The sequence below is a fragment of the Delftia sp. WSY_10 genome (genome assembly GCF_043104705.1).
Classification (GTDB): Bacteria; Pseudomonadota; Gammaproteobacteria; order Burkholderiales; family Burkholderiaceae_C; genus Comamonas; species Comamonas tsuruhatensis.
The window spans coordinates 394,792-414,037 of record NZ_JBICKY010000057.1 but is presented as its reverse complement, the minus strand read 5'-3'; the positions used below and the strand labels follow the sequence as shown (position 1 = coordinate 414,037).

Annotated in this window: 19 protein-coding genes and 1 riboswitch; of the genes, 12 read left to right on the top strand and 7 right to left on the bottom strand. The window is 68.4% G+C overall.

Translation table 11 applies throughout. The features are described from left to right. Positions 1-73 precede the first annotated feature (73 nt). Entirely contained in the window at positions 74-1,639 is a 1,566-nt protein-coding gene (gene murJ, locus ACF8ML_RS27755) for a murein biosynthesis integral membrane protein MurJ (protein ID WP_016452589.1), read from the top strand. A 50-nt stretch (positions 1,640-1,689) separates the two neighbouring features. Beyond that, positions 1,690-2,535 carry a SirB1 family protein gene (locus tag ACF8ML_RS27750; protein WP_016448980.1) on the top strand — a complete coding sequence of 282 codons (846 nt, stop codon included), beginning with the start codon at positions 1,690-1,692 and terminating at the stop codon, positions 2,533-2,535. A 19-nt stretch (positions 2,536-2,554) separates the two neighbouring features. On the opposite strand, the gene ACF8ML_RS27745 is transcribed toward ACF8ML_RS27750, so the two are convergent. Both ACF8ML_RS27745 and purM read right to left on the bottom strand, forming a co-directional pair. Beyond that, on the bottom strand, positions 2,555-3,613 hold the full coding sequence (locus ACF8ML_RS27745; protein WP_016448979.1) for an AI-2E family transporter: 1,059 nt from the start codon (positions 3,611-3,613) through the stop codon (positions 2,555-2,557). 17 nt (positions 3,614-3,630) lie between these two features. Further along, positions 3,631-4,683 carry a phosphoribosylformylglycinamidine cyclo-ligase gene (gene purM, locus ACF8ML_RS27740; protein WP_016452588.1) on the bottom strand — a complete coding sequence of 351 codons (1,053 nt, stop codon included), beginning with the start codon at positions 4,681-4,683 and terminating at the stop codon, positions 3,631-3,633. A gap of 323 nt (positions 4,684-5,006) precedes the next feature. Here purM and hda point away from each other — a divergent pair, with 323 nt between their 5' ends. From hda to folK, 4 genes are all read left to right on the top strand, one after another. Beyond that, a complete protein-coding gene (gene hda / locus ACF8ML_RS27735) occupies positions 5,007-5,705 on the top strand; it encodes a DnaA regulatory inactivator Hda (RefSeq protein ID WP_026062235.1) in 699 nt (232 codons plus the stop codon). Positions 5,706-5,793: 88 nt separating this feature from the next. Next, positions 5,794-6,495, top strand: coding sequence for an HAD family phosphatase (locus ACF8ML_RS27730; RefSeq protein ID WP_047325866.1), 702 nt, complete (start codon positions 5,794-5,796; stop codon positions 6,493-6,495). Beyond that, on the top strand, positions 6,492-8,075 hold the full coding sequence (pcnB, locus tag ACF8ML_RS27725) for a polynucleotide adenylyltransferase PcnB (protein WP_016448976.1): 1,584 nt from the start codon (positions 6,492-6,494) through the stop codon (positions 8,073-8,075). Before ACF8ML_RS27730 ends, pcnB begins: the two co-directional genes overlap by 4 nt. Next, entirely contained in the window at positions 8,050-8,565 is a 516-nt protein-coding gene (gene folK / locus ACF8ML_RS27720; protein ID WP_016452586.1) for a 2-amino-4-hydroxy-6-hydroxymethyldihydropteridine diphosphokinase, read from the top strand. The genes pcnB and folK overlap by 26 nt, the downstream gene beginning before the upstream one ends. An 84-nt stretch (positions 8,566-8,649) precedes the next feature. Here the strand turns inward: folK and ACF8ML_RS27715 are convergent, their stop codons facing one another. Next, positions 8,650-9,618, bottom strand: a complete 969-nt coding sequence (locus ACF8ML_RS27715) for a tripartite tricarboxylate transporter substrate binding protein (RefSeq protein ID WP_026062233.1) — start codon at positions 9,616-9,618, stop codon at positions 8,650-8,652. Between the two features lie 100 nt (positions 9,619-9,718). Continuing rightward, complete coding sequence (locus tag ACF8ML_RS27710; protein ID WP_016448973.1) at positions 9,719-10,771, bottom strand: CDP-6-deoxy-delta-3,4-glucoseen reductase; 1,053 nt, start codon at positions 10,769-10,771, stop codon at positions 9,719-9,721. Between the two features lie 68 nt (positions 10,772-10,839). On the opposite strand from ACF8ML_RS27710, the gene ACF8ML_RS27705 reads away from it, so the two are divergent. Then, complete coding sequence (locus ACF8ML_RS27705; RefSeq protein ID WP_016448972.1) at positions 10,840-11,859, top strand: SDR family oxidoreductase; 1,020 nt, start codon at positions 10,840-10,842, stop codon at positions 11,857-11,859. Between the two features lies 1 nt (position 11,860). On the opposite strand, the gene ACF8ML_RS27700 is transcribed toward ACF8ML_RS27705, so the two are convergent. Together ACF8ML_RS27700 and ACF8ML_RS27695 are read right to left on the bottom strand one after the other, a co-directional pair. Then, entirely contained in the window at positions 11,861-12,559 is a 699-nt protein-coding gene (locus tag ACF8ML_RS27700) for a DUF4124 domain-containing protein (RefSeq protein ID WP_047325864.1), read from the bottom strand. Positions 12,560-12,655: 96 nt separating this feature from the next. After that, positions 12,656-13,276 (bottom strand): hypothetical protein, encoded by a 621-nt coding sequence (locus ACF8ML_RS27695; protein WP_392408534.1) that lies wholly within the window; start codon positions 13,274-13,276, stop codon positions 12,656-12,658. A gap of 278 nt (positions 13,277-13,554) precedes the next feature. Continuing rightward, positions 13,555-13,723: riboswitch (FMN riboswitch) on the top strand. Positions 13,724-13,832: 109 nt separating this feature from the next. Here ACF8ML_RS27695 and ACF8ML_RS27690 point away from each other — a divergent pair. Both ACF8ML_RS27690 and ACF8ML_RS27685 read left to right on the top strand, forming a co-directional pair. Beyond that, complete coding sequence (locus ACF8ML_RS27690; RefSeq protein WP_392408533.1) at positions 13,833-14,375, top strand: 6,7-dimethyl-8-ribityllumazine synthase; 543 nt, start codon at positions 13,833-13,835, stop codon at positions 14,373-14,375. A gap of 158 nt (positions 14,376-14,533) precedes the next feature. After that, positions 14,534-15,664 carry a branched-chain amino acid ABC transporter substrate-binding protein gene (locus tag ACF8ML_RS27685; RefSeq protein ID WP_016448968.1) on the top strand — a complete coding sequence of 377 codons (1,131 nt, stop codon included), beginning with the start codon at positions 14,534-14,536 and terminating at the stop codon, positions 15,662-15,664. Between the two features lie 47 nt (positions 15,665-15,711). Here ACF8ML_RS27685 and ACF8ML_RS27680 read toward each other — a convergent pair whose 3' ends face one another. Further along, positions 15,712-16,668, bottom strand: coding sequence for a LysR family transcriptional regulator (locus ACF8ML_RS27680; protein WP_016448967.1), 957 nt, complete (start codon positions 16,666-16,668; stop codon positions 15,712-15,714). Between the two features lie 123 nt (positions 16,669-16,791). Here ACF8ML_RS27680 and ACF8ML_RS27675 point away from each other — a divergent pair, with 123 nt between their 5' ends. From ACF8ML_RS27675 to ACF8ML_RS27665, 3 genes are all read left to right on the top strand, one after another. Continuing rightward, the gene (locus ACF8ML_RS27675) at positions 16,792-17,445 is read left to right on the top strand and encodes an NAD(P)-dependent oxidoreductase (protein ID WP_016448966.1); all 654 of its coding nucleotides are present in this window, start codon (positions 16,792-16,794) and stop codon (positions 17,443-17,445) included. A gap of 79 nt (positions 17,446-17,524) precedes the next feature. Beyond that, positions 17,525-17,914, top strand: coding sequence for a VOC family protein (locus ACF8ML_RS27670; RefSeq protein ID WP_016448965.1), 390 nt, complete (start codon positions 17,525-17,527; stop codon positions 17,912-17,914). 100 nt (positions 17,915-18,014) lie between these two features. Then, positions 18,015-19,241 (top strand): sugar transporter, encoded by a 1,227-nt coding sequence (locus ACF8ML_RS27665; RefSeq protein ID WP_016452582.1) that lies wholly within the window; start codon positions 18,015-18,017, stop codon positions 19,239-19,241. Positions 19,242-19,246 lie beyond the last annotated feature (5 nt).

Sequence of the window (19,246 nt, the reverse complement as noted above, 5' to 3'; positions counted from 1 at the left end):
CGGAGTGCAAGAGCCGTCCGGCCCGCCCTGGCACGCAACTGCGGTGGCCGTGCCAGCGCATACACTCCCCACGGTGTCACTGTTCAAAGCCGCCTCCACCGTTTCCCTGCTGACGCTGGCCTCCCGTATCACCGGGCTGGTGCGCGATCTGCTCATGGCCTCCATGTTCGGAGCCAATGCGCTGACCGATGCGTTCAATGTCGCGTTCAGGATTCCCAATCTCTTCCGGCGGCTGTTCGCCGAAGGCGCCTTCAGCCAGGCCTTTGTGCCGGTGCTGGCCGCCAGCAAGGCCAAGGAGGGGGAGGAGGCCACGCGCAGGCTGATCTCCCATGTGGCCACGCTGCTGTTCTGGGTGCTGCTCGTGACCTGCGTGCTGGGCGTGGTCGGCGCGCCGCTGCTGGTCTGGCTGCTGGCCAGCGGCCTGCGCCAGTCGCCCGAAGGCTATGACGCAGCCGTGCTGATGACGCGCTGGATGTTCCCCTACATCGGCTTCATGTCGCTGGTGGCGCTGTCGTCCGGCGTGCTCAATACCTGGCGGCGCTTTGCCGTCTCGGCCGCCACGCCCGTGCTGCTGAACCTGGCCATGATTGCCGCCGCCTTCTGGGGTGCACCCTGGCTGCAGGCGCGCGGCATAGAGCCCATCTATGCCATGGCCGGTGGTGTGATGCTGGGCGGCGTGCTGCAGCTGGCGGTACAGCTGCCGGCGCTGGCAGGCCTGGGCCTGCTGCCCCGCATCGGGTTTTCTCCAGCCGCCTTGCGCCAGGCCTGGCAAGAGGCCGGCGTGCGCCGCATCCTCAGGCTGATGGCGCCGGCGCTGCTGGGCGTGGGCGTGGCCCAGGTCTCGCTGATGATCAACACCCAGATCGCCTCCTATCTGCAGCCGGGCAGCGTGACCTGGCTGTTCTATGCCGACCGGCTCATGGAATTTCCGACGGCGCTGCTGGGCGTGGCGCTGGGCGTGGTGCTCACGCCCCAGCTGGCTGCGGCCAAGGCGGCCGACGACTCGGAGCGCTACTCGGCCATGCTGGACTGGGGGCTGCGCCTGGTGGTGCTGTTTTCCGTGCCCTGCGCGGTGGGGCTGCTCACTTTCGCCGAGCCGCTCGTGGCCACGCTGTTCCACCGTGGCGCGCTGCAGGACAGCGATGTGGGCCAGATCGCGCTGGCGCTGGTGGGCTACGGCGCCGGCCTGGTGGGCCTGGTGGCCATCAAGGTGCTGGCGCCCGGCTACTACGCAAGCCAGGACATCCGCACGCCCGTCAAGATCGCCATCGTGGTGCTGATCATCACCCAGCTGCTCAACCTGGTGCTGGTGCCCTTCATGGCGCATACGGGTCTGGCGCTGTCCATCGGCCTGGCGGCCCTGGTCAATGCGGGCTGGCTGCTGTGGGGGCTGCTGCGCCGGGGCGTCTACCGTCCCAAGCCCGGCTGGGGGCGGCTGGCCTTGCAGGTGATTGCGGCCAGCAGTCTGCTGGCCGTGCTGCTGACCTGGGGAAGCCAGCATTTCGACTGGATTGCGCTGCGTGCCAACGGATGGCAGCGCGTGGGCCTGCTTGCCGGCCTGATGGCGGCCTCGGCCCTGCTGTACTTTGGCGCGCTGTGGGCAGCCGGGCTCAAGCTGCGGGCACTGCTGCGGCGCTAGCCCGAACCCGCATAATTGCAGGCCTGGGCGCTGCAAATTCACAAGGCATCATGAGCTGGAGCTACGACGACACGCCAACGGCCCTGCAATACTTTGCAGCGCTGGTGCAAAGCGATGAACACCTGCCGCTGATGGAGGCGGCAATCAGCATCGCCCAGGATGCCGTGCCCGATCTCGACCTGCAGGCGGCCAGCGCCGAACTGGACCGGCTGCAGGTGCGCCTGGTCCAGCGCCTGGCCGGCGAAACCGATCCGCTGCAGTGCCTGCGCGGACTCAACCAGTTCTTCTACGGCGAGCTGGGCTTTGGCGGCAATCTCAACGACTACTACGACCCCGCCAACAGCTACATCCACCATGTGCTGCAGACGCGGCGCGGCATTCCCATCAGTGTGGCGCTGATCTGGCTGGAGCTGGCTGCGGCCATCGATCTGCCGGCGCAGGGCGTGAGCTTTCCCGGCCATTTCCTGGTCAAGATGCGCCTGCCCCAGGGGCAGGTGGTGATGGACCCGTTGAGTGGCGAGTCCTTTTCGGCCAACAGCCTGGCCGAGCGGCTGGAGCCCTTCTGGCAGAGCGCGGGCCTGTCGGCCGAAGAGGCCGCTCCGCTGGGCATGTACCTGCAGGGCGCCTCGCCGCGCGACGTTCTGGAGCGCATGCTGCGCAACCTGCAGGAAATCCACCATGCCCGGCGCGACTGGCCGCTGCTGGTGGCCGTGCTCAACCGGCTGGCCGTGCTGCGGCCCGACATGCCCGAGATCCTGCGGGACCGGGGGCTGGCCTATGCGCAATGGGGGGTGACCGAGCGTGCGCTTGAAGACCTGGAGCGCTTCCTGCAGTCCCAGCAGGGCGCGCAGGCCGTGGCCGTGCGCGAGGTGATCCGGCGGCTGAGAGGGCTGTAGCCGCCCGCGCGTGGGCTGATCAGACCAGCCGGACGGCTTCCAGCTCTTTCTTGAGATAGGCGTAGAACAGCGGAGCGGCCACCAGGCCTGCAGGGCCGAACACCGATTCGGCCACGAACATCACCGCCAGCAGCTCCCATACGCCCATGTGCGTGCGCTGGCCCACGACCTTGGCGTTGATCACGTACTCGGCCTTGTGGATCAGGATCAGAAAGCCCAGGCAGGCGGCGGCGGCCACAGGGGACACCGACAGGCCCACGATGGTGATCACCGCATTGCACAGCAGGTTGCCCACGATGGGTACCAGGCCTGCAATGAAGGTCAGCGTGATCAGGGCTGGCGTGTAGGGCAGGGTCAGGTTCCAGTGCGGCAGCACGCCCAGAAGGAAGATGGCCGTCAGGAAGGTGTTGAAGGCCGCAATCCAGAACTGGGCCGCCACGATCTGGCGGAAGGCCAGTCCCATGAGCCGGATGCGCTCGCGCAGCGCTGCCACCAGGGGCGGGCGGCGCGTGACCATGGGCCGCACGGCGGCCAGGGCGCCGATGATCAGGCCCACGTAGGCATAGAGCAGGCCGGTGAGCCAGGCGCGGCCCGCATGGGCCAGGGCGCCGGCCTTGGCGGCCAGGTAGCTGGCCAGCAGGTGCTGGATTTCCTGTGCGCCGTCCGGCAGCTGGTCGGCCATGTCGGCCGGCAGCTTGTCACGCAGCTCCAGCACCGTGTGCGCCAGATAGTCGAGCAGCTCGCGGTACTGCTGTGGCGCGTCGGTGATGTAGGTGCGCGTGTGCGACAGCGCGCCGCTGAGCAGGGCCAGCGGCGCAAGAATGACGATGGTGGCTGCCACCAGTTGCGTCCAGCGCGGCAGCGAGCCGCGCCGGGACTTGGGCTGGGCGCGTGACAGCAGCCCGGCAAGCGCGCGCGTGACCAGAAAGCCCACGCAGACGCACAGCATGCCCGGCAGCAGCCCCTGCCACATGATCAGCAGCAGGGCGCCGGCCATCAGCACATAGCTGGACAGCGTCACGCCGCGCGTGGGCGCGGGCTGCGGGGAGATGATGGGCGAGGGCAGGTGCTGGGTCATGCGCTGCGGGCCCGTGGTCAGCGGACCTCGACAGGCTCGCCCTCGCCGCGTGCGGCGATGCGTCCGATGGTGTGGACCGTCTCGCCCAGCTTCGCGAGCGTGGCGGCCGTGGCTTCGGCAGCCTCGGCGGGCACGACAACGACCATGCCGATGCCGTTGTTGAAGGTGCGGTTCATTTCCACGGCATCGATGCCGGCCGTCTTCTGCAGCCAGGCGAACAGCTCGGTCTGGGGCCAGCTGCCGGCATCCAGGTGGGCGGCCAGGCCTTCGGGCAGCACGCGGGGGATGTTCTCCAGCAGGCCGCCGCCCGTGATGTGGGCCAGCGCCTTGATGGGGTGCTGCTCCAGCGCCGCCAGCACGTTCTTCACGTACAGGCGCGTGGGTTCCATGATGGCCTGCTTGAACGGCTTGCCGTCCAGCGTTTCGGGCAGGCTGCCCTGGCTTTCGGCGCGCTCGATGCACTTGCGCACCAGGGAGAAACCGTTGGAGTGCACGCCGGCCGAGGCCAGTCCCAGCACCACGTCGCCAGCAGCAACGCTCTGGCCCGTGAGGATCTTGGACTTTTCGACGGCGCCGACGGCAAAGCCGGCCAGATCGTATTCGCCGGCCGGGTACATGCCGGGCATTTCGGCGGTTTCACCGCCGATCAGTGCGCAGCCCGACAGCTCGCAGCCGCGCGCAATGCCGCCGACCACGGCAGCGGCCGTGTCCACGTCCAGCTTGCCGCAGGCGAAGTAGTCGAGGAAGAACAGGGGCTCGGCGCCCTGGACCAGCACGTCGTTGACGCTCATGGCCACCAGGTCGATGCCGACGGTGTCGTGCATGTTCCACTCGAAGGCCAGCTTGAGCTTGGTGCCCACGCCGTCGGTGCCCGAGACCAGCACGGGCTCCTTGTAGCGCTTGGGCACCTCGAACAGTGCGCCGAAGCCTCCGATGCCGGCCATCACGCCTTCGCGCATGGTCTTCTTGGCCAGCGGCTTGATGCGCTCGACCAGCGCGTCGCCAGCGACGATGTCGACGCCGGCGTCTTTGTAGGAGATCGGGGTAGAGGAGGGGGCAGAAGAGCTCATGGATGGGTACGGTGCGGTAGGCCCGAGGCCGGGCTGGAACCCCGGGATTCTACGGCGCCGGCCGCCGGCAGGCGCGCGCGCCAGTGGGCTTCGAGGGGGCTTTCGTTGCACAAGCGGGCCGGCTGCCGCCGTGCCGTGCGCCGCGCAGACTAAAATCCCTGTTGCGCCCGGGAACGCCCCGGCGTCGCCCGCCTTGCCGCAGCGCTGCGGCAGGGCGGGCCTGTCTTTGCCATCAACCCAATGCCGTTGCCGATTCCTTTGCCTGCTTTTGCCGCATGGACCCGCCTGGACACAGGAAAGGGGGCGCTGCGCGTATGTCGCAGATGAAGCAGCTGGCTCTGGATATCAGCATGGCGTCGAGCCCGACGCTGTCGCGCTTTTTCGTCGGCCCCAATGCCGCGGTGATCGATCATTTGCGCCATTGGGTGGGCGATGGCCGCATGCAGACGGCCCGCACGCCAGTGCCCACTTATCTTTGGGGCGAATCGGGCTCGGGCAAGACCCATCTGCTCAAGGCCGTGCGCGAGGCCCTGCGCGAGCAGGGTGCCATGGTGGGCTGGATGGATGCCTCCACCCTGTTCCCGCCGCCCTTCGACGAGCGCTGGGCGGCGGTGCTGATGGACGATGTGGACATCTACACTCCGCTGCAGCAGGCGCGGGCCTTCAACTGGTTTGTGAATGCGACGAGCCCGGCCACGGGCTCGCCGCGCTGGGTGCTGGGGGCCGGCCCGCTGCCGCCGGCAGACCTCAAGCTGCGCGAGGATCTGCGCACGCGGCTGGGCTGGGGCCATGTGTTCCAGCTGCAGCTGCTCGACGAAACCGCGCGCCGCGCGGTGCTGCGCCAGGAGGCCGATGCCCGTGGCGTTTTTCTGGGCGACGATGTGATGGACTACATGCTCAAGCGCTTCTCGCGTGACCTGGGCAGCCTGATGCAGCTGCTCGACATGCTCGACGGCTTTGCGCTGCGCAACAAGCGCGCCATCACCATTCCGTTGCTCAAGACGATGCTGGAAACCGAATGAGCCCGCATTTTCTTGTGGGCAGGGACTGCGGGAGCCGGCGGAGCCTGCGTTGCAAGGGCAGCGCGGGACCCATTTTTTTAGGATATGCATGACCTCTGATCAGAAGCAACTCCGGCCCCGGCTGGCGTTGTTCGACCTGGACCACACGCTGCTGCCGCTCGATTCGGACTATGAGTGGGGCGAGTTCACGACGCGCATCGGCTGGACCGATCCGGTCGAGTTCGGCCGCCGCAATGCCGAGTTCTTCGCGCACTACCAGGCGGGCACGCTCGACGTGCACGACTATGTGCGCTTTGCCACCGAGGCCTTCTGCGCCCGTGGCGCGCAGCAGGCCGCCGAGGCGCACGAGCGCTTCATGCGCGAGGTGATCACCCCCGCCATCCGTCCCCAGGCACTGGAGCTGCTGCGCACGCACCAGCAGGCGGGCGACCAGATCATCATCGTCACGGCCACCAACGAGTTCGTGACGCGCCCCATCGCCGCCGCCCTCGGCGTGCAGGAATTGATCGCGGTGGAACTGGAGCGCGACGCGCAGGGCTGGTTCACGGGCGAGATCCGTGGCACGCCCAGCATGCGCGGCGGCAAGGTGCAGCGCATGCAGCAGTGGCTGGATGCGCGCGGCCTGCAGTGGAGCGGCGTGGAGACCTCCTTCTACAGCGACTCCTGGAACGACGTTCCCCTGCTCGAGCGCGTGGACCACCCTGTGGCCACCAACCCCGACACTCGGCTGCGCGCCCTGGCCCAGGAACGTGGCTGGCGCATTCTGGACCTGTTTGGCGAAGCACCATGATCAAGAACATCATCGACAAGCTGCTGGGCAAGGCCTCGGCCGCCCCACGGGCGCGCAAGTCGCCCTTCGGCAAGCGCCAGGAGGTGCCCGTGCAGGTGCACGGCATCGATCCCAACCTGGTGGACCGGCGTGCCCTCGACGTGGTCGAGACGCTGCAGGATGCGGGCTACGAGGCCTACATCGTGGGCGGCGCCGTGCGCGACCTGCTGCTGGGCCTGCGCCCCAAGGACTTCGACGTGGCCACCAATGCCACGCCCGAGCAGGTCAAGGGCCTGTTCCGCCGCGCCTTCATCATCGGCAAGCGCTTTCGCATCGTGCACGTGGTCTATGGCCGCGGGCGCGAGAACGAGGTCATCGAAGTCTCCACCTTCCGCGCCTTCCTGGACAACAGCGCGGCCGAGGCCGTGAGCGGCAACGAGCGCACCAGCAAGGCCCAGCTCGCCGGCATGCACCATGCGGTGGACGCCAGCGGCCGCGTGCTGCGCGACAACGTCTGGGGTCCGCAGGACCAGGATGCCACGCGCCGCGACTTCACGATCAACGCCATGTACTACGATCCGCGCACGCAGATCGTGGTGGACTATCACAAGGGCATTGACGACGCCAAGAAGCGCATGCTGCGCATGATTGGCGACCCGGCCACGCGCTACCGTGAAGATCCGGTGCGCATCATCCGCGCCGTGCGCTTCGCCGCCAAGCTGGCGGGCAAGGGCTTCAAGCTCGAGCCCAAGACGGCCAAGCCCCTGGTGGAGTGCGAGCCGCTGCTGGCCGATGTGCCGCAAAGCCGCCTGTTCGATGAAATGCTCAAGCTGCTGCAGACCGGCCATGCGCTGGCTTCGGTGGAGCAATTGCGCGGCCTGGGCCTGGCGCGCGGCATCTACTCGCTGCTGGATGTGGTGGTCGAGCGTGCCGAGCAGCCCTTCGTGCAGGCCGCGCTGACCGATACCGATCGCCGTGTCGAGGAAGGCAAGCCCGTGGCGCCCAGCTTCCTGCTGGCCTGCGTGCTGTGGCATGACGTGAAGACCGGCTGGGAGCGCCGCCTGAACCAGCGCCAGCACCCGTTCCCCGCGCTGCAGGAATCCATCGACGAAGTGTTCGACCAGCGCATCGGCGATGTCTCGGGACGCGGCAAGCTGGCCGCCGACATGCGCGAGATCTGGGTCATGCAGCCGCGCTTCGACAAGCGCACGGGCGCCACGCCGTTCAGCCTGGTGGCCCAGCCGCGCTTTCGCGCGGGCTTCGATTTCATGCGGCTGCGCGCCGATATCGGCGAGGTCGAGGAAAGCCTGGCCAGCTGGTGGCAGGAGTTCCAGAATGCCGACGACGCGCGCCGCGACGACCTGATCGCCCAGGCGCGCGACGAGCAGCGCGCCCGCCAGCGCAGCGCCGAACCCAAGGTGCACCGCGTGCCCAAGGTCCGCCAGCCGCGCGATGGCGTGAACCTGGCGGAAGGCGTGCAGCCTGAGGATCCCGCACCGGCACAGGCTGGCAGCGAGGAGGCTGCAGCGCCCAAGAAGCGGCGGCGGCGCCGCCGCAAGCCCCAGGGCGGGGGCGATGGCGGCATGGGCGGCGATGACTGAGCCAGGCCACTGGGTCGCCATCGGCCTGGGCGCCAACCTCGGTGACTGCGGCCAGGCCCTGGGACAGGCCTTGAAGGCCATCGGCGGCCTGACGGGCACGCGCCTGCTGGCCGTCTCCTCGCTCTACAGCACGGCGCCCATCGATTCCAGCGGTCCCGACTATCTGAACGCCGTGGCCGCCGTGCGCACCACGCTGCAGCCGCTGGCGCTGCTCGATGCGCTGCAGGCCATCGAACTGGCGGCCGGGCGCGAGCGCCCCTACCGCAATGCGCCGCGCACGCTGGACCTGGACATCGAGCTGTGGGGCGACGAGCGCATCGCGCTGCCGCGCCTGAGCGTGCCGCACCCGCGCATGCACGAGCGCGCCTTCGTGCTCGTGCCGCTGGCCGAGATCGCGCCTGAGCGCGTCACGCCCGCGCAGCTGCAGGCCGTGGCGGGGCAGGGCATCTGCCTGGCGCACAAGCCTGGCTGGCATCTCCGGCAAGCCTGAATCCCGACAGTGGCCTGAATGAAAAAGCCGCAGCGCCCTGAGGGCGGCTGCGGCTTTTTGCCAGGCGGGACGCGATGGATCGGCTCAGTCCACCTTCGCTCCGGAGGCCTTGACGATGGCCTGGTACTTGGCGCGCTCGGCCGCCATGAACCTGTCGAACTCGGCGGGCGTGGAGGACACGGGCTCGGCCATCAGGGTCTCGAAGCGGGTCTTGGTCTCGGGCGCGGCCAGTGCGTCGGCAAAGGCCCGGCTCAGCTTGTCCAGCACGGGCTTGGGCGTGCCGGCCGGGGCCACCAGGCCCCACCAGGTATCGATGGCAAAGCCGGGGAAGGTCTTGGACAGCGCGGGCACGCCGGGCAGCAGCGTGGTGGGGTTCAGCGAGGTCACGGCCAGCGCCTTGAGCTTGCCCGAGCGGATATTGGGTGCAGCGGCAGCCAGGTTGTCGATGTTGAAGTCCACCTCGCCCGACAGCAGGGCCAGCTGGGCCGGGTTGGCGCCACGGTAGGGCACGTGCAGGGCGAAGATGCCGGCTTTTTGCTTGAGCATTTCGCCCGCCAGGTGGCCTGCGCTGCCGTTGCCGCCGCTGCCGTAGTTGAGCTTGCCGGGGTGGGACTTGGCGTAGGCGATCAGGTCGGCCACGCTGTGGATCTTGAGCTGCTCGGCACGGGCCGCATTCATCACCAGCACGTTGGGCACGCGCACCATCTGGGTGATGCCCGCGAAGTCCTTGCCCGCGTCGTAGGGCATCTTGGTGTACAGCCAGGGATTGACGGCATGGGTGGCCGTGGCGGCCAGGCCGATGGTCATGCCGTCCGGCGTGGCGCGGGCAATGGCGTCGGCGCCGATGTTGCCGCCGGCGCCGGCCTTGTTGTCGATGATTACCACCCCCAGGGAGTCACGCACCCGCTCGGCCAGCGCGCGCGCGGTGATGTCCAGCGGACCGCCGGGCGCATAGGGCACGATCAGGCGGATGGGCTCTTGCGCCAGGGCAAGCGGGGAGGCCAGGGCAGCAGCGGCCGCCATGACCGAGAGAAGGCTGTTTCTACGGTTCATAGGGGCGCTATTGTGCAAAAAAATTGCGACACCTGGCTGCGCGCAGGTATGGGAAGCAGTTTTTCTGCGTATTGCTTGATCCGTGCCACCTTCTGCACACTCAGGAAGCCTTGTCGGCCTCGGAGGTGAACGCGTCCGCGTAGAACTCTTCCGCCGGCAGGCCGCGTTGCTCCACATAGGCATGGCGTGCCGAATCGACCACGATGGGCGCACCGCAGGCATAGACCTGATGGCCGGACAAGTTGGCAAAGTCGTCCAGCACGGCCTGGTGCACGAAGCCCGTGCGGCCGGTCCAGCCGTCTTCCGGCAGCGCGTCGGAGACCACGGGCACATAGCACAGCTGGGGCATGGCTTCGGCCTGCTCGCGCACCCAGGCGTCGAGGTAGAGGTCCTCGGGCCGGCGTCCTCCCCAGTACAGGGTGACGGAGCGGGTGATGCCCTTGTGGCGGATGTGCTCCAGCAGCGCCTTGATGGGGGCGAAGCCCGTTCCCGAAGCCAGGAAGATGAGGGGCTTGTCGCTGTCCTCGCGCAGGAAGAAGCTGCCGAACGGGCCCTCCACGCGCAGGATTTCCTTTTCCTTCATGGCGCCGAACACGTGGTCGGTGAACTTGCCGCCCGGCATGTGGCGGATGTGCAGCTCCAGCCCCGGTGCCGTGTCCTGCACATGGGGGGCCGTGGCCATGGAGTAGGCGCGGCGGGCGCCGTCGCGCAGGATGAATTCCACGTACTGGCCTGCGTGGTAGCGGAACTTGTCTGCAGCGGGCAGCTGCAGGCGCACCTGCATCACGTCGTGCGACTTCTTCTCCAGCGTGGCCACGCGCACGGGCATCTTCTTGATCGGGAAGGCGCTGGCATCGGTCACCTGGCGCGACTCCAGCACCACCGAGGTGCTGGGCGTGGCGCAGCAGGTCAGCACATAGCCGTCGGCCTCTTCCTGGGCGGTCAACGCTTTTTCCGAGTGGGCGCCATGGGTGACCTCGCCGAGCAGCTTCTTGCACTTGCAGGAGCCGCAGGCACCGTCCTTGCAGCCATAGGGCAGGCCCACGCCGCAGCGGATGGCGGCGGCCAGGATGGTCTCGCTGCCCTGCGTGGCGAAGGCGCGGCCGCTGGGCTGTACGGTGATTTCGTGGGAAGCGTTGGCTATCTCGGTCATGTTCTCGGTATCCTCGGGGGCGCTGGCGGCGCGTGGAGCGCGCCGGCGATCTTCTTTCCCGGACGGACATGCCGCTGCCGCGACCGGCGGCGCGCGGGTGGCCGCCCTCGCAACAGGCCAGGATTTTGCCCTCAAACCAAAACCCATTGGGCGCGCTGCCGGCGCGCTTTCGACGCGAACGCGTGCTCATCGTCGGCTGCGGCGACGTGGGGCTGCGCGTGGCTGGTGCATTGGCGGGCGCGCCCGTCGCCCGTTCGGGTGCCGCACGACGGGGCCCGCGCGTGCTGGCCCTGACGCGTGGCGCCGAGCGCCTGCAGGATCTGCGCGGGCGCGGCATCACGCCGCTGCTGGGCGATCTGGACGCGCCTGCCACGCTGCGCCGTCTGGCCGGCCTGGCCACGCGCGTCGTCCACCTGGCGCCGCCGCCCAATCCGCCTGCCGGCGAAGATGGCTGGTGGCTGGACCCGCGCACCACGGCTTTGCTGCGCGTGCTGCGCCTTCGCGGCCGGCCGGCCAGCCTGGTCTATGGCTCGACCTCCGGCGTCTATGGCAACTGCGAGGGCGCCTGGATCGACGAAAGCCGCCCGCCCGCACCGGCCACGGCGCGTGCCCAGCGCCGCGTGAACGCTGAGCGAGCCGTGCGCTTTGCCGGGCGCGGCGGCCTGCGCGCCAGCATTCTGCGCATCCCGGGCATCTATGCGCCGGACCGGGAAAACGGCACGCCGCGCGGGCGCCTGCTGCGAGGGACACCCCTGCTGTGTGCCGCAGAGGATGTCTATACCAACCACATCCATGCCGACGACCTGGCCCGCGCCTGCGTGCGGGCGCTGTGGCTCGGCCGGCCGCAGCGCATCTACCACGCCAGCGACGATACGCAGCTGCGCATGGGCGACTACTTCGACCTTGCGGCCGATCTCTATGGACTGCCGCGCCCCGCACGCATCACGCGCGAGCAGGCGCAGCGCGAGCTGCCGGCCAGCCTGCTGAGCTTCATGGGGGAGTCACGCCGCCTGCGCAACCAGCGCCTGAAGGAGGAGCTGGGCCTGAGATTGCGCTACCCGACCGTGGAGCAGGGGCTGCGCGCCTGAATCAGCGCGGGTGGATGCCGCCGTTGGTGTCGTAGCAGCGGAACACGTTGCAGTGCGAGATGGGGGCCGAAGGCGGCAGCGGCTGCGGCGGCACGGGGCGTCCGACGATCCACGGCCGGTTGATGGCATTGGGCTGCAATGCGCGCGATTGCTGCAGCTGTTCATAGGCCTTGGGGCCCAGGCAGGCCATCTCCATCTGCTGCTGGGCGGCCTGGCTGCGCGGGCCCCAGGTGGCGGGATCGGGATTGGCCTCGGCCAGGATGGTGTCCAGGCGGCGGCGCGCCTGCTGGCAGGCCGGGGAGTCGCCGCCGTCGCGCTGGGCCGAGCTCTCGCGCTCGCGCCGGCTGCGTGCCTCGCGCTCCTGCTGCTGGGCACGCGTGCGGCGCTCGGCCTCTTCGCGGGCCAGTTGCTGGTTCTTGCGCTCTATGGCGGCGGCGGACTGCGCGCGCTCGCGCTCCAGCTCTTCGGGGCTGGGGGCTTCCTGCACCTGCACGCGGTTTTCGCCGTCCTTGCAACTGCTGTTGGTGTAGGTGACGCGGCCGGTCTTGGCGTCCGTGCAGCGGATGACCTGGGCCGAGGCCGGGCCTGCGGTGAGCGCCAGCACCAGCGGTACAAACATCGGTACAAGCGCCGCCAGCGCCCAGCGCGCGGCCGCCGATGAACGGCGGCCGGTGTGGCCAAGGTCTTGGGTGCGGTGCATGGCGGTTTCCTTTCCCATCACAAGCGGCACAAGGATGTGGTGTATTGCCGATTATGGTGCGGCGCCCAGGGGCTGGAAATGCCGCCGGTCAGCCGTTCAGCGCCAGTGGCGCGGATCCTGGGTGGGGTAGGGGTTGCCGCCGCCCTGGCTTTCACGCTGCATGCGCTCGATGGCGCGTTGCTGCTGCTCCCGGTCCCGTTGCTGGCGTTCGCGCTCGCGCTGCTGCTGGCCCTGGTCGCGTTCGCGCTCTCGCTGCTGGCGCTCGGCTTCGCGGCGCTGCTGCTCCTGCATGCGCTCGCGCAACTGGCGGTCGCGGTCCTGGGCCTGGCGGTCACGGTCCCGGTCGCGCTCGCGCATTTCACGCTCGCGTTGTTGGCGGTCACGCCAGGCATCGCGGTTGCGTTCCTGCTGGATGCGCTCGCGCTCGTACTGCAGGCGCTCACGTTCGCGCTGCAGGCGCTGGCGCTCGTACCAGCCGTTGTCCGGATAGGCGGGCTGCGTGGGATACGAGGGGTAGACGACGCCGCCCGACGGATAGCTGGGATAGGACGGGTAGCTGGGATAGCTGGGGTAGCCGGAGCCCATGTCCGAATAGCCATCGGGCGGCACGGCGCAGGCGGTGACCAGGGCTGCAAGGCCAAGGCCGGCCAGCAGGCGCAGGGGGCGCAGGCCAGGCTGCGGGCGCTGCTGCGTGGGGGAGGCGTTGGTTCGGGTCATGGTGTGGTGTCCGGGCAAAGGCGTGTTTCCTGTCTGGATCTCTTCATATGACGTTTGACAGGCCTCAATGGTTGACCTGGATCGTCCTGGCGAGGCAACGACGGCGACAGCGGGACTTCTATTTTGATAGCAATTGGTCCATGTACTGTAGGTGCTTCCAGATGAAATCCGCAGGCACAGCGCGCAATGGCTGCGGTCGCCCCGATCGCCGCAATGGCATCTGCGCGGGACTAGAATGGCCGCTGTCTTTGGCGGCGCGCAGTCCGTGCGCCGCAAAGCAGCGTTCTCAGGGCGGGGTGAAATTCCCCACCGGCGGTATCTGGATCTGTCTTTCGGCATGTGTCCAGCAGCCCGCGAGCGCCCGGCTAGCCGCAAGGCCGGCCGGGGTCAGCAGATCTGGTGAGATGCCAGAGCCGACGGTCACAGTCCGGATGAAAGAGATCGCGCAGCACCTGCATGGCAGGCGCCATGCCCATGGTTTTCCCATGGGCTGCGCCGCGCCATGCGGCGCCATGGCGCGCGCCCTGATTCATTTGTCTCATCTCGAAAGAGCACCATGAATCAGACTCCTGTCTCCTTGAACTTCTCCGCACACGGCACGGCCTCGGGCACGCCGTGGAAGGCCGTCGCGGGCCGCAGCCGCGTGGCCGTGATCTGCGCGAGCTGGCATACCGATGTCGTGCACCAGGCGCGCGACTCCATGGCGGCCGAGCTGCAGGCCCAGGGAGTGGCCGCGCAGAACATCAACCACTTCAACGTGCCCGGCGCCTTCGAGATCCCGCTGCTGGCCAAGAAGCTGGCCGACAGCGGCCGTTTCGACGCGGTCATCGCCTGCGCGCTGGTGGTCAACGGCGGCATCTATCGCCACGAGTTCGTGTCCTCGGCCGTGATCGACGGCCTGATGCGCGTGCAGCTCGATACCGAAGTGCCGGTGTTCTCGGCCGTGCTCACGCCGCGCGATTTCCACGAACATGGCGACCATGTGGAGTTCTTCCGTGCCCACTTCGTGAAGAAGGGCGTGGAAGTGGCGCATGCCTGCCTGGCGGCGCTGGACCAGCTGGCGCAGGTACAGGCACTGGGCCAGGCGCGCGCGGCGTGAGCCGGCCAGCCTCCCAGCACAGCTTTGGTTGGGGATGGATTCTCGTAAACACTGAGTTGGGGCCGAGTGTCGCGGTCCCGTCACGCGGCGTGACGCGCCATTGCCAAGCCGCGATGACGGGAATAACGTGACGGCCTGTTTCAACTGAGGAGTGCGCGATGAAGATGTCCCGGAAGTTGTGTATTGCGGCCGTCGTGGCCGGCATGGGTGGCGTGGCCATGGCCCAGGAGCAGGTGATCCGCATCGGCCACATCGGCCCCGTGTCCGGACCCCAGGCCAATTTCGGCAAGGACAACGAGAACGGCGTGCGCATGGCCATTGACGACCTCAATGCCAAGGGCATGGAGATCGCCGGCAAGAAGGTCAAGTTCCAGCTGGTGGCCGAAGACGATGTGGCCGATCCCAAGCAGGGCACGGCCGCTTCGCAGAAGCTGTGCGACGACAAGGTCGCCGGCGCCGTGGCCTTCCTCAACTCGGGCGTGGCCATCCCCTCGTCCAAGGTCTTCCAGGACTGCGGCATTCCCATGATCACGGGCGCGGCCACCAACCCCGACCTGACCAAGCCCGGCTGGAACACCACCTACCGCGTGATTGCCAATGACAACGCGCTGGGCGCGGCGCTGGCCAAGTACGCGGCCGAAACGCTCAAGCTCAAGACCGTGGCCATCATCGATGACCGCACGGCCTACGGCCAGGGCCTGGCCAATGTGTTCAAGAAGGATGCGGAAAAGCTGGGCGTGAAGGTCGTGGCCTCGGAGTTCACGAACGACAAGGCCACGGACTTCATGGCCATCCTGACCTCGATCAAGGCCAAGAAGCCCGAAGGCATCTTCTACGGCGGCATGTATGGCCAGGCCGGCCCCATGCTGCGCCAGATGGCCCAGCTGGGCATGAACGATGCCAAGTACTTCGGCGGCGACGGCCTGTGCGTGCCCGAGCTGGCCAAGGTGGCCGCCGGCGCCAAGCCGCTGGACAACGTGATCTGCGCCGACGGCGGCGCCTCGCTGGCCAAGATGCCTGGCGGCACGGAATGGAAGAAGCGCTACGACGCCAAGTACCCCGGCCAGTTCCAGGTCTACAGCCCGTACTTCTACGACGCCACCATGATGCTGGCCGACGCCATGAAGCGCGCCAACTCCTGGGACCCCAAGGTCTACATCCCCTTCCTGCAGAAGGCCGACTACTCGGGCGTGACCTCCAAGATCGCTTTCGAGAAGAACGGCGAGATGAAGAACCCTTCGTACACGCTGAGCGTGTTCAAGAACGGCCAGAAGACGGCCCTCGACTGAGAGCCTGTCCTTCCTTCGTTTTCATGCCCGCCTTGTGCGGGCTTTTTTTATCGGCCCGGGACCTCGGCCGGGGCCTGCGCCGGCGCATCGACCACGCCGGGCAACTGCGCCAGATAGGCCTGCAGCGCGGCAATGGCCTGGCGCACCTTGGCGGGCTGGGCCTGGCGCTGCGGGGTGACGGCCCAGATGTCCAGGCCGCCGAAGTCCCAGTCGGGCAGCAGGCGCACCAGGCGTCCTTCGGCCACCGCGTCGGCAACGTCCATGCTGCCCAGCAGGGCCAGGCCCAGGCCGGCCTCGCACATCTGCTGGAGGGACAGTTGGTTGTTGCTGGCCACATGGGGCTGCACCTGCAGGCTGTAGGTCTCGCCCGTGGCCGGGTGGCGTGCCTCGGCCCGCAGGGCCTGGCCCTGGCCTTCGCGCGCAAGGCCCAGCCAGCGCGCGCTGGCCAGCGGTGCCGGGTGGCGCCAGGCCGCGCCGCCGCCGTGCTCCTGTATCCATGCGGGCGAGGCGCACAGCCAGTTGCGCATGGCGCCCAGGCGCCGGGCCGCCCAGCCCGAGTCGGCCAGACGGCCAAAGCGCAGCGCCAGGTCGATGCGGCTTTGGATGAGGTCGATGGGAGCATCGTCCACATCCAGGTGCAGGCGCAGTGCCGGATGCCGGGCCAGCCAGCTGCCCAGGGCTGGCGCGATATGGCGCGCAAAGCCCACGGTGGCTGACAGGCGCAGTTCGCCGCCGGGCTCGTCGCGCGCGGCGGCCAGCTCGGCCCGCGCCTGGCTGGCGGCCTGTGCCATGGCGGCGCACTGCTGGTAGTAGCGCTCGCCCGTGTCGGTGAGGGCGATCTGCCGGGTGGAGCGGTGCAGCAGGGTGACGCCGCCGTCGCGCTCGAGCTGGCGCACCTGCTGGCTCACGGCCGAGGGGCTCATGCCCAGGGCGCGCGCGGCGGCGCTCATCGATCCGTGCTGCACCACGGCGGCGAAAACGGCCATGCGTTTGTAGTCGTCCATGGGCTGTATTGTGAAGTGGTGCTTCAAGCTGTTGGGGAAAGCTGCTGTCTTCCGCAGTGATTGTGAACGGCGTAATCTCAATGCCATCGTGAACAGGCGCCCAGGCGCCGCAAAGGAATGAAGATGAAAGTGGCACTCATTGGCGCAACCGGCTTTGTGGGTTCGGCGGTATTGAAGGAGCTGCTGCAGCGCGGCCACGAGGTCGTGGCCCTGGTGCGCGACCCCGCCAGGCTGGCGGCCCAGCCGCATCTGCACGCCGTGCAGGCCGATGTGCTGGATGCCGCCGCCGTGCAGCGGGCCGTGGCAGGCGCGGACGCCGTGGTCAGCGCCTACAACGCGGGCTGGGGCAATCCCGACATCTATGAGGATTTCATGCGCGGCTCGCGCGCCATCGTGGCGGGCACGAAGGCGGCTGGCGTCAAGCGCTATCTGGTGGTGGGCGGTGCGGGCAGCCTCTACATCGCGCCCGGCAGGCAACTGGTGGACACGCCCGAGTTCCCGGCCGCCATCAAGCCCGGCGCCTCGGCTGCGCGCGATGCCCTCAACGATCTGCAAAAGGAGCAGGGCCTGGACTGGACGATGCTGAGCCCGCCGATTGCCCTGCACCTGGGTGACCATGGCGAGCGCACGGGCCAGTACCGCACGGGCAAGGATGAGCCGTTGATGCAGGCCGACGGCCAGCCCGGCACCATCTCCGCCGCCGATCTGGCCGTGGCCCTGGTCGATGCGCTGGACAAGGGCCTGCACCTGCGCGAGCGCTTTACCGTCGCTTACTGAGCACCGGGGGCTCCCGGCTGGTGCGCAGGCGGCCTCCATGGCATGCTGGTGCCTGTCACGAACAGGCAGGAGCGCCGCCATGATCGACCACACGGGAATCCTCGTATCGGACTTCGACCGCAGCCGGGAGTTTTATGCGCGGGCGCTGGCTCCCCTGGGCTACGAGATCCTGATGGAGCTGTCCGCCGAGCTCACCGGCCACGGCGACACGGCCGGCTTTGGCGAGCCGCCCAAGCCTGATTTCTGGATCACCGGCGGCGAGCCCAACCAGCCGCCCATCCATGTGGCCTTTCGCGTGGACAACCGCAACATGGTCGATGATTTCCACGCGGCCGCCCTGGCCGCAGGCGGGCGCTGCAATGGCGAGCCCGGCCTGCGACCGCACTACCACGACGACTATTACGCAGCCTTCGTGCTCGACCCCGACGGCCACAACATCGAGGCCGTCTGCCACCTGCCGCCCGCCTGAGTCCCCCTGGCGGCACTGGGGCCTGCGCGGCAGCTGACATCAGGCGGTCGCATGGCGCAGCACAATATTGCGCTGCAACAAAAAAGGCCCCACGTTCCCCATGCCCCCTTCCGTTTCCGCTGCGGCCGGCTCCGTTTCCGCGTCATCCACACCCACGGCCGCCCAGGCCTGGCTCAGCGTGATTGCGCTGGCGCTGGGCGCCTTCGTCTTCAATACCACCGAGTTCGTGCCCGTGGGCCTGCTCAGCAGCATTGGCGCGAGCTTTGGCATGCCCACCGAGCAGGTCGGGCTGATGCTGACCATCTACGCCTGGATCGTGGCCCTGGCCTCGCTGCCCTTCATGCTGCTCACGCGCAATGTGGAGCGGCGCAAGCTGCTGATGGGCGTGTTCGCGCTGTTCGTGGCCAGCCATGTGCTGTCAGGCGTGGCCTGGAGCTTTGCCTCGCTCATGGTCAGCCGCATCGGCATTGCGCTGTCGCATGCGGTGTTCTGGTCCATCACGGCCTCGCTGGCCGTGCGCGTGGCGCCGCCCGGCAGGAAGGCCGTGGCGCTGAGCCTGCTGGCCACCGGCACCTCCATGGCCATGGTGCTGGGCATTCCGCTGGGCCGCATCGTGGGCGAATGGCTGGGCTGGCGCACGACGTTCCTGGCCGTGGGCGGGGTGGCCGCCATCGTCATGGTGGCCCTGGCCCGGCTGCTGCCGCGCCTGCCCAGCGAGAACGCGGGCAACCTGGCCAGCGTGCCCATGCTGCTGCGCCGCCCGGCGCTGCTGTCCATCTACATCCTGCTGGTGGTCGTGATCACCGGGCAGTTCACTGCCTACAGCTATATCGAGCCCTTCGTGCAGGACATCGCGGGCTTCGAGGGCAAGGTGACCACGGCCGTGCTGCTGCTGTACGGCGGCATGGGCATCGTGGGCAGCGTGATGTTCAGCTGGTGGGGGCTGCGCCATCCGCGCGGCTTTCTGCTGGCCGCCATTGGCGTGCTGTCGGCCAGCCTGCTGATGCTGGTGCCGGCCTCGGGCCATGAGGCATCGCTCTACGTGATGAGCTCGGTCTGGGGTGTCGCCATGATCTGCTTCGCCCTGGCCATGCAGTCCCAGGTGCTCAAGCTGGCTGCCGACGCCACCGATGTGGGCATGTCCATGTTCTCGGGCATCTTCAACATCGGCATTGGCGGCGGCGCGTTGCTGGGCAGTCAGGTCAGCATGCATGCGGGCATGCAGAACATCGGCTGGATCGGCGGCGGCCTGGTGGCGCTGGGCCTGGCCTGGTGCGTCTGGGCCTTCGTGCGCTGGTCTGCCGGCTTCCAGGCAACGGCGCACTGAAGCGG

Bases quoted from the DNA above. Each gene is read 5' to 3' on its own strand.
- ACF8ML_RS27750 (WP_016448980.1), top strand. From the start codon at position 1,690: ATGAGCTGGAGCTACGACGACACGCCAACGGCCCTGCAATACTTTGCA.
- ACF8ML_RS27745 (WP_016448979.1), bottom strand. From the start codon at position 3,613: ATGACCCAGCACCTGCCCTCGCCCATCATCTCCCCGCAGCCCGCGCCC.
- purM (WP_016452588.1), bottom strand. From the start codon at position 4,683: ATGAGCTCTTCTGCCCCCTCCTCTACCCCGATCTCCTACAAAGACGCC.
- hda (WP_026062235.1), top strand. From the start codon at position 5,007: ATGAAGCAGCTGGCTCTGGATATCAGCATGGCGTCGAGCCCGACGCTG.
- ACF8ML_RS27730 (WP_047325866.1), top strand. From the start codon at position 5,794: ATGACCTCTGATCAGAAGCAACTCCGGCCCCGGCTGGCGTTGTTCGAC.
- pcnB (WP_016448976.1), top strand. From the start codon at position 6,492: ATGATCAAGAACATCATCGACAAGCTGCTGGGCAAGGCCTCGGCCGCC.
- folK (WP_016452586.1), top strand. From the start codon at position 8,050: ATGGCGGCATGGGCGGCGATGACTGAGCCAGGCCACTGGGTCGCCATC.
- ACF8ML_RS27715 (WP_026062233.1), bottom strand. From the start codon at position 9,618: ATGAACCGTAGAAACAGCCTTCTCTCGGTCATGGCGGCCGCTGCTGCC.
- ACF8ML_RS27710 (WP_016448973.1), bottom strand. From the start codon at position 10,771: ATGACCGAGATAGCCAACGCTTCCCACGAAATCACCGTACAGCCCAGC.
- ACF8ML_RS27705 (WP_016448972.1), top strand. From the start codon at position 10,840: ATGCCGCTGCCGCGACCGGCGGCGCGCGGGTGGCCGCCCTCGCAACAG.
- ACF8ML_RS27700 (WP_047325864.1), bottom strand. From the start codon at position 12,559: ATGCACCGCACCCAAGACCTTGGCCACACCGGCCGCCGTTCATCGGCG.
- ACF8ML_RS27695 (WP_392408534.1), bottom strand. From the start codon at position 13,276: ATGACCCGAACCAACGCCTCCCCCACGCAGCAGCGCCCGCAGCCTGGC.
- ACF8ML_RS27690 (WP_392408533.1), top strand. From the start codon at position 13,833: ATGAATCAGACTCCTGTCTCCTTGAACTTCTCCGCACACGGCACGGCC.
- ACF8ML_RS27685 (WP_016448968.1), top strand. From the start codon at position 14,534: ATGAAGATGTCCCGGAAGTTGTGTATTGCGGCCGTCGTGGCCGGCATG.
- ACF8ML_RS27680 (WP_016448967.1), bottom strand. From the start codon at position 16,668: ATGGACGACTACAAACGCATGGCCGTTTTCGCCGCCGTGGTGCAGCAC.
- ACF8ML_RS27675 (WP_016448966.1), top strand. From the start codon at position 16,792: ATGAAAGTGGCACTCATTGGCGCAACCGGCTTTGTGGGTTCGGCGGTA.
- ACF8ML_RS27670 (WP_016448965.1), top strand. From the start codon at position 17,525: ATGATCGACCACACGGGAATCCTCGTATCGGACTTCGACCGCAGCCGG.
- ACF8ML_RS27665 (WP_016452582.1), top strand. From the start codon at position 18,015: ATGCCCCCTTCCGTTTCCGCTGCGGCCGGCTCCGTTTCCGCGTCATCC.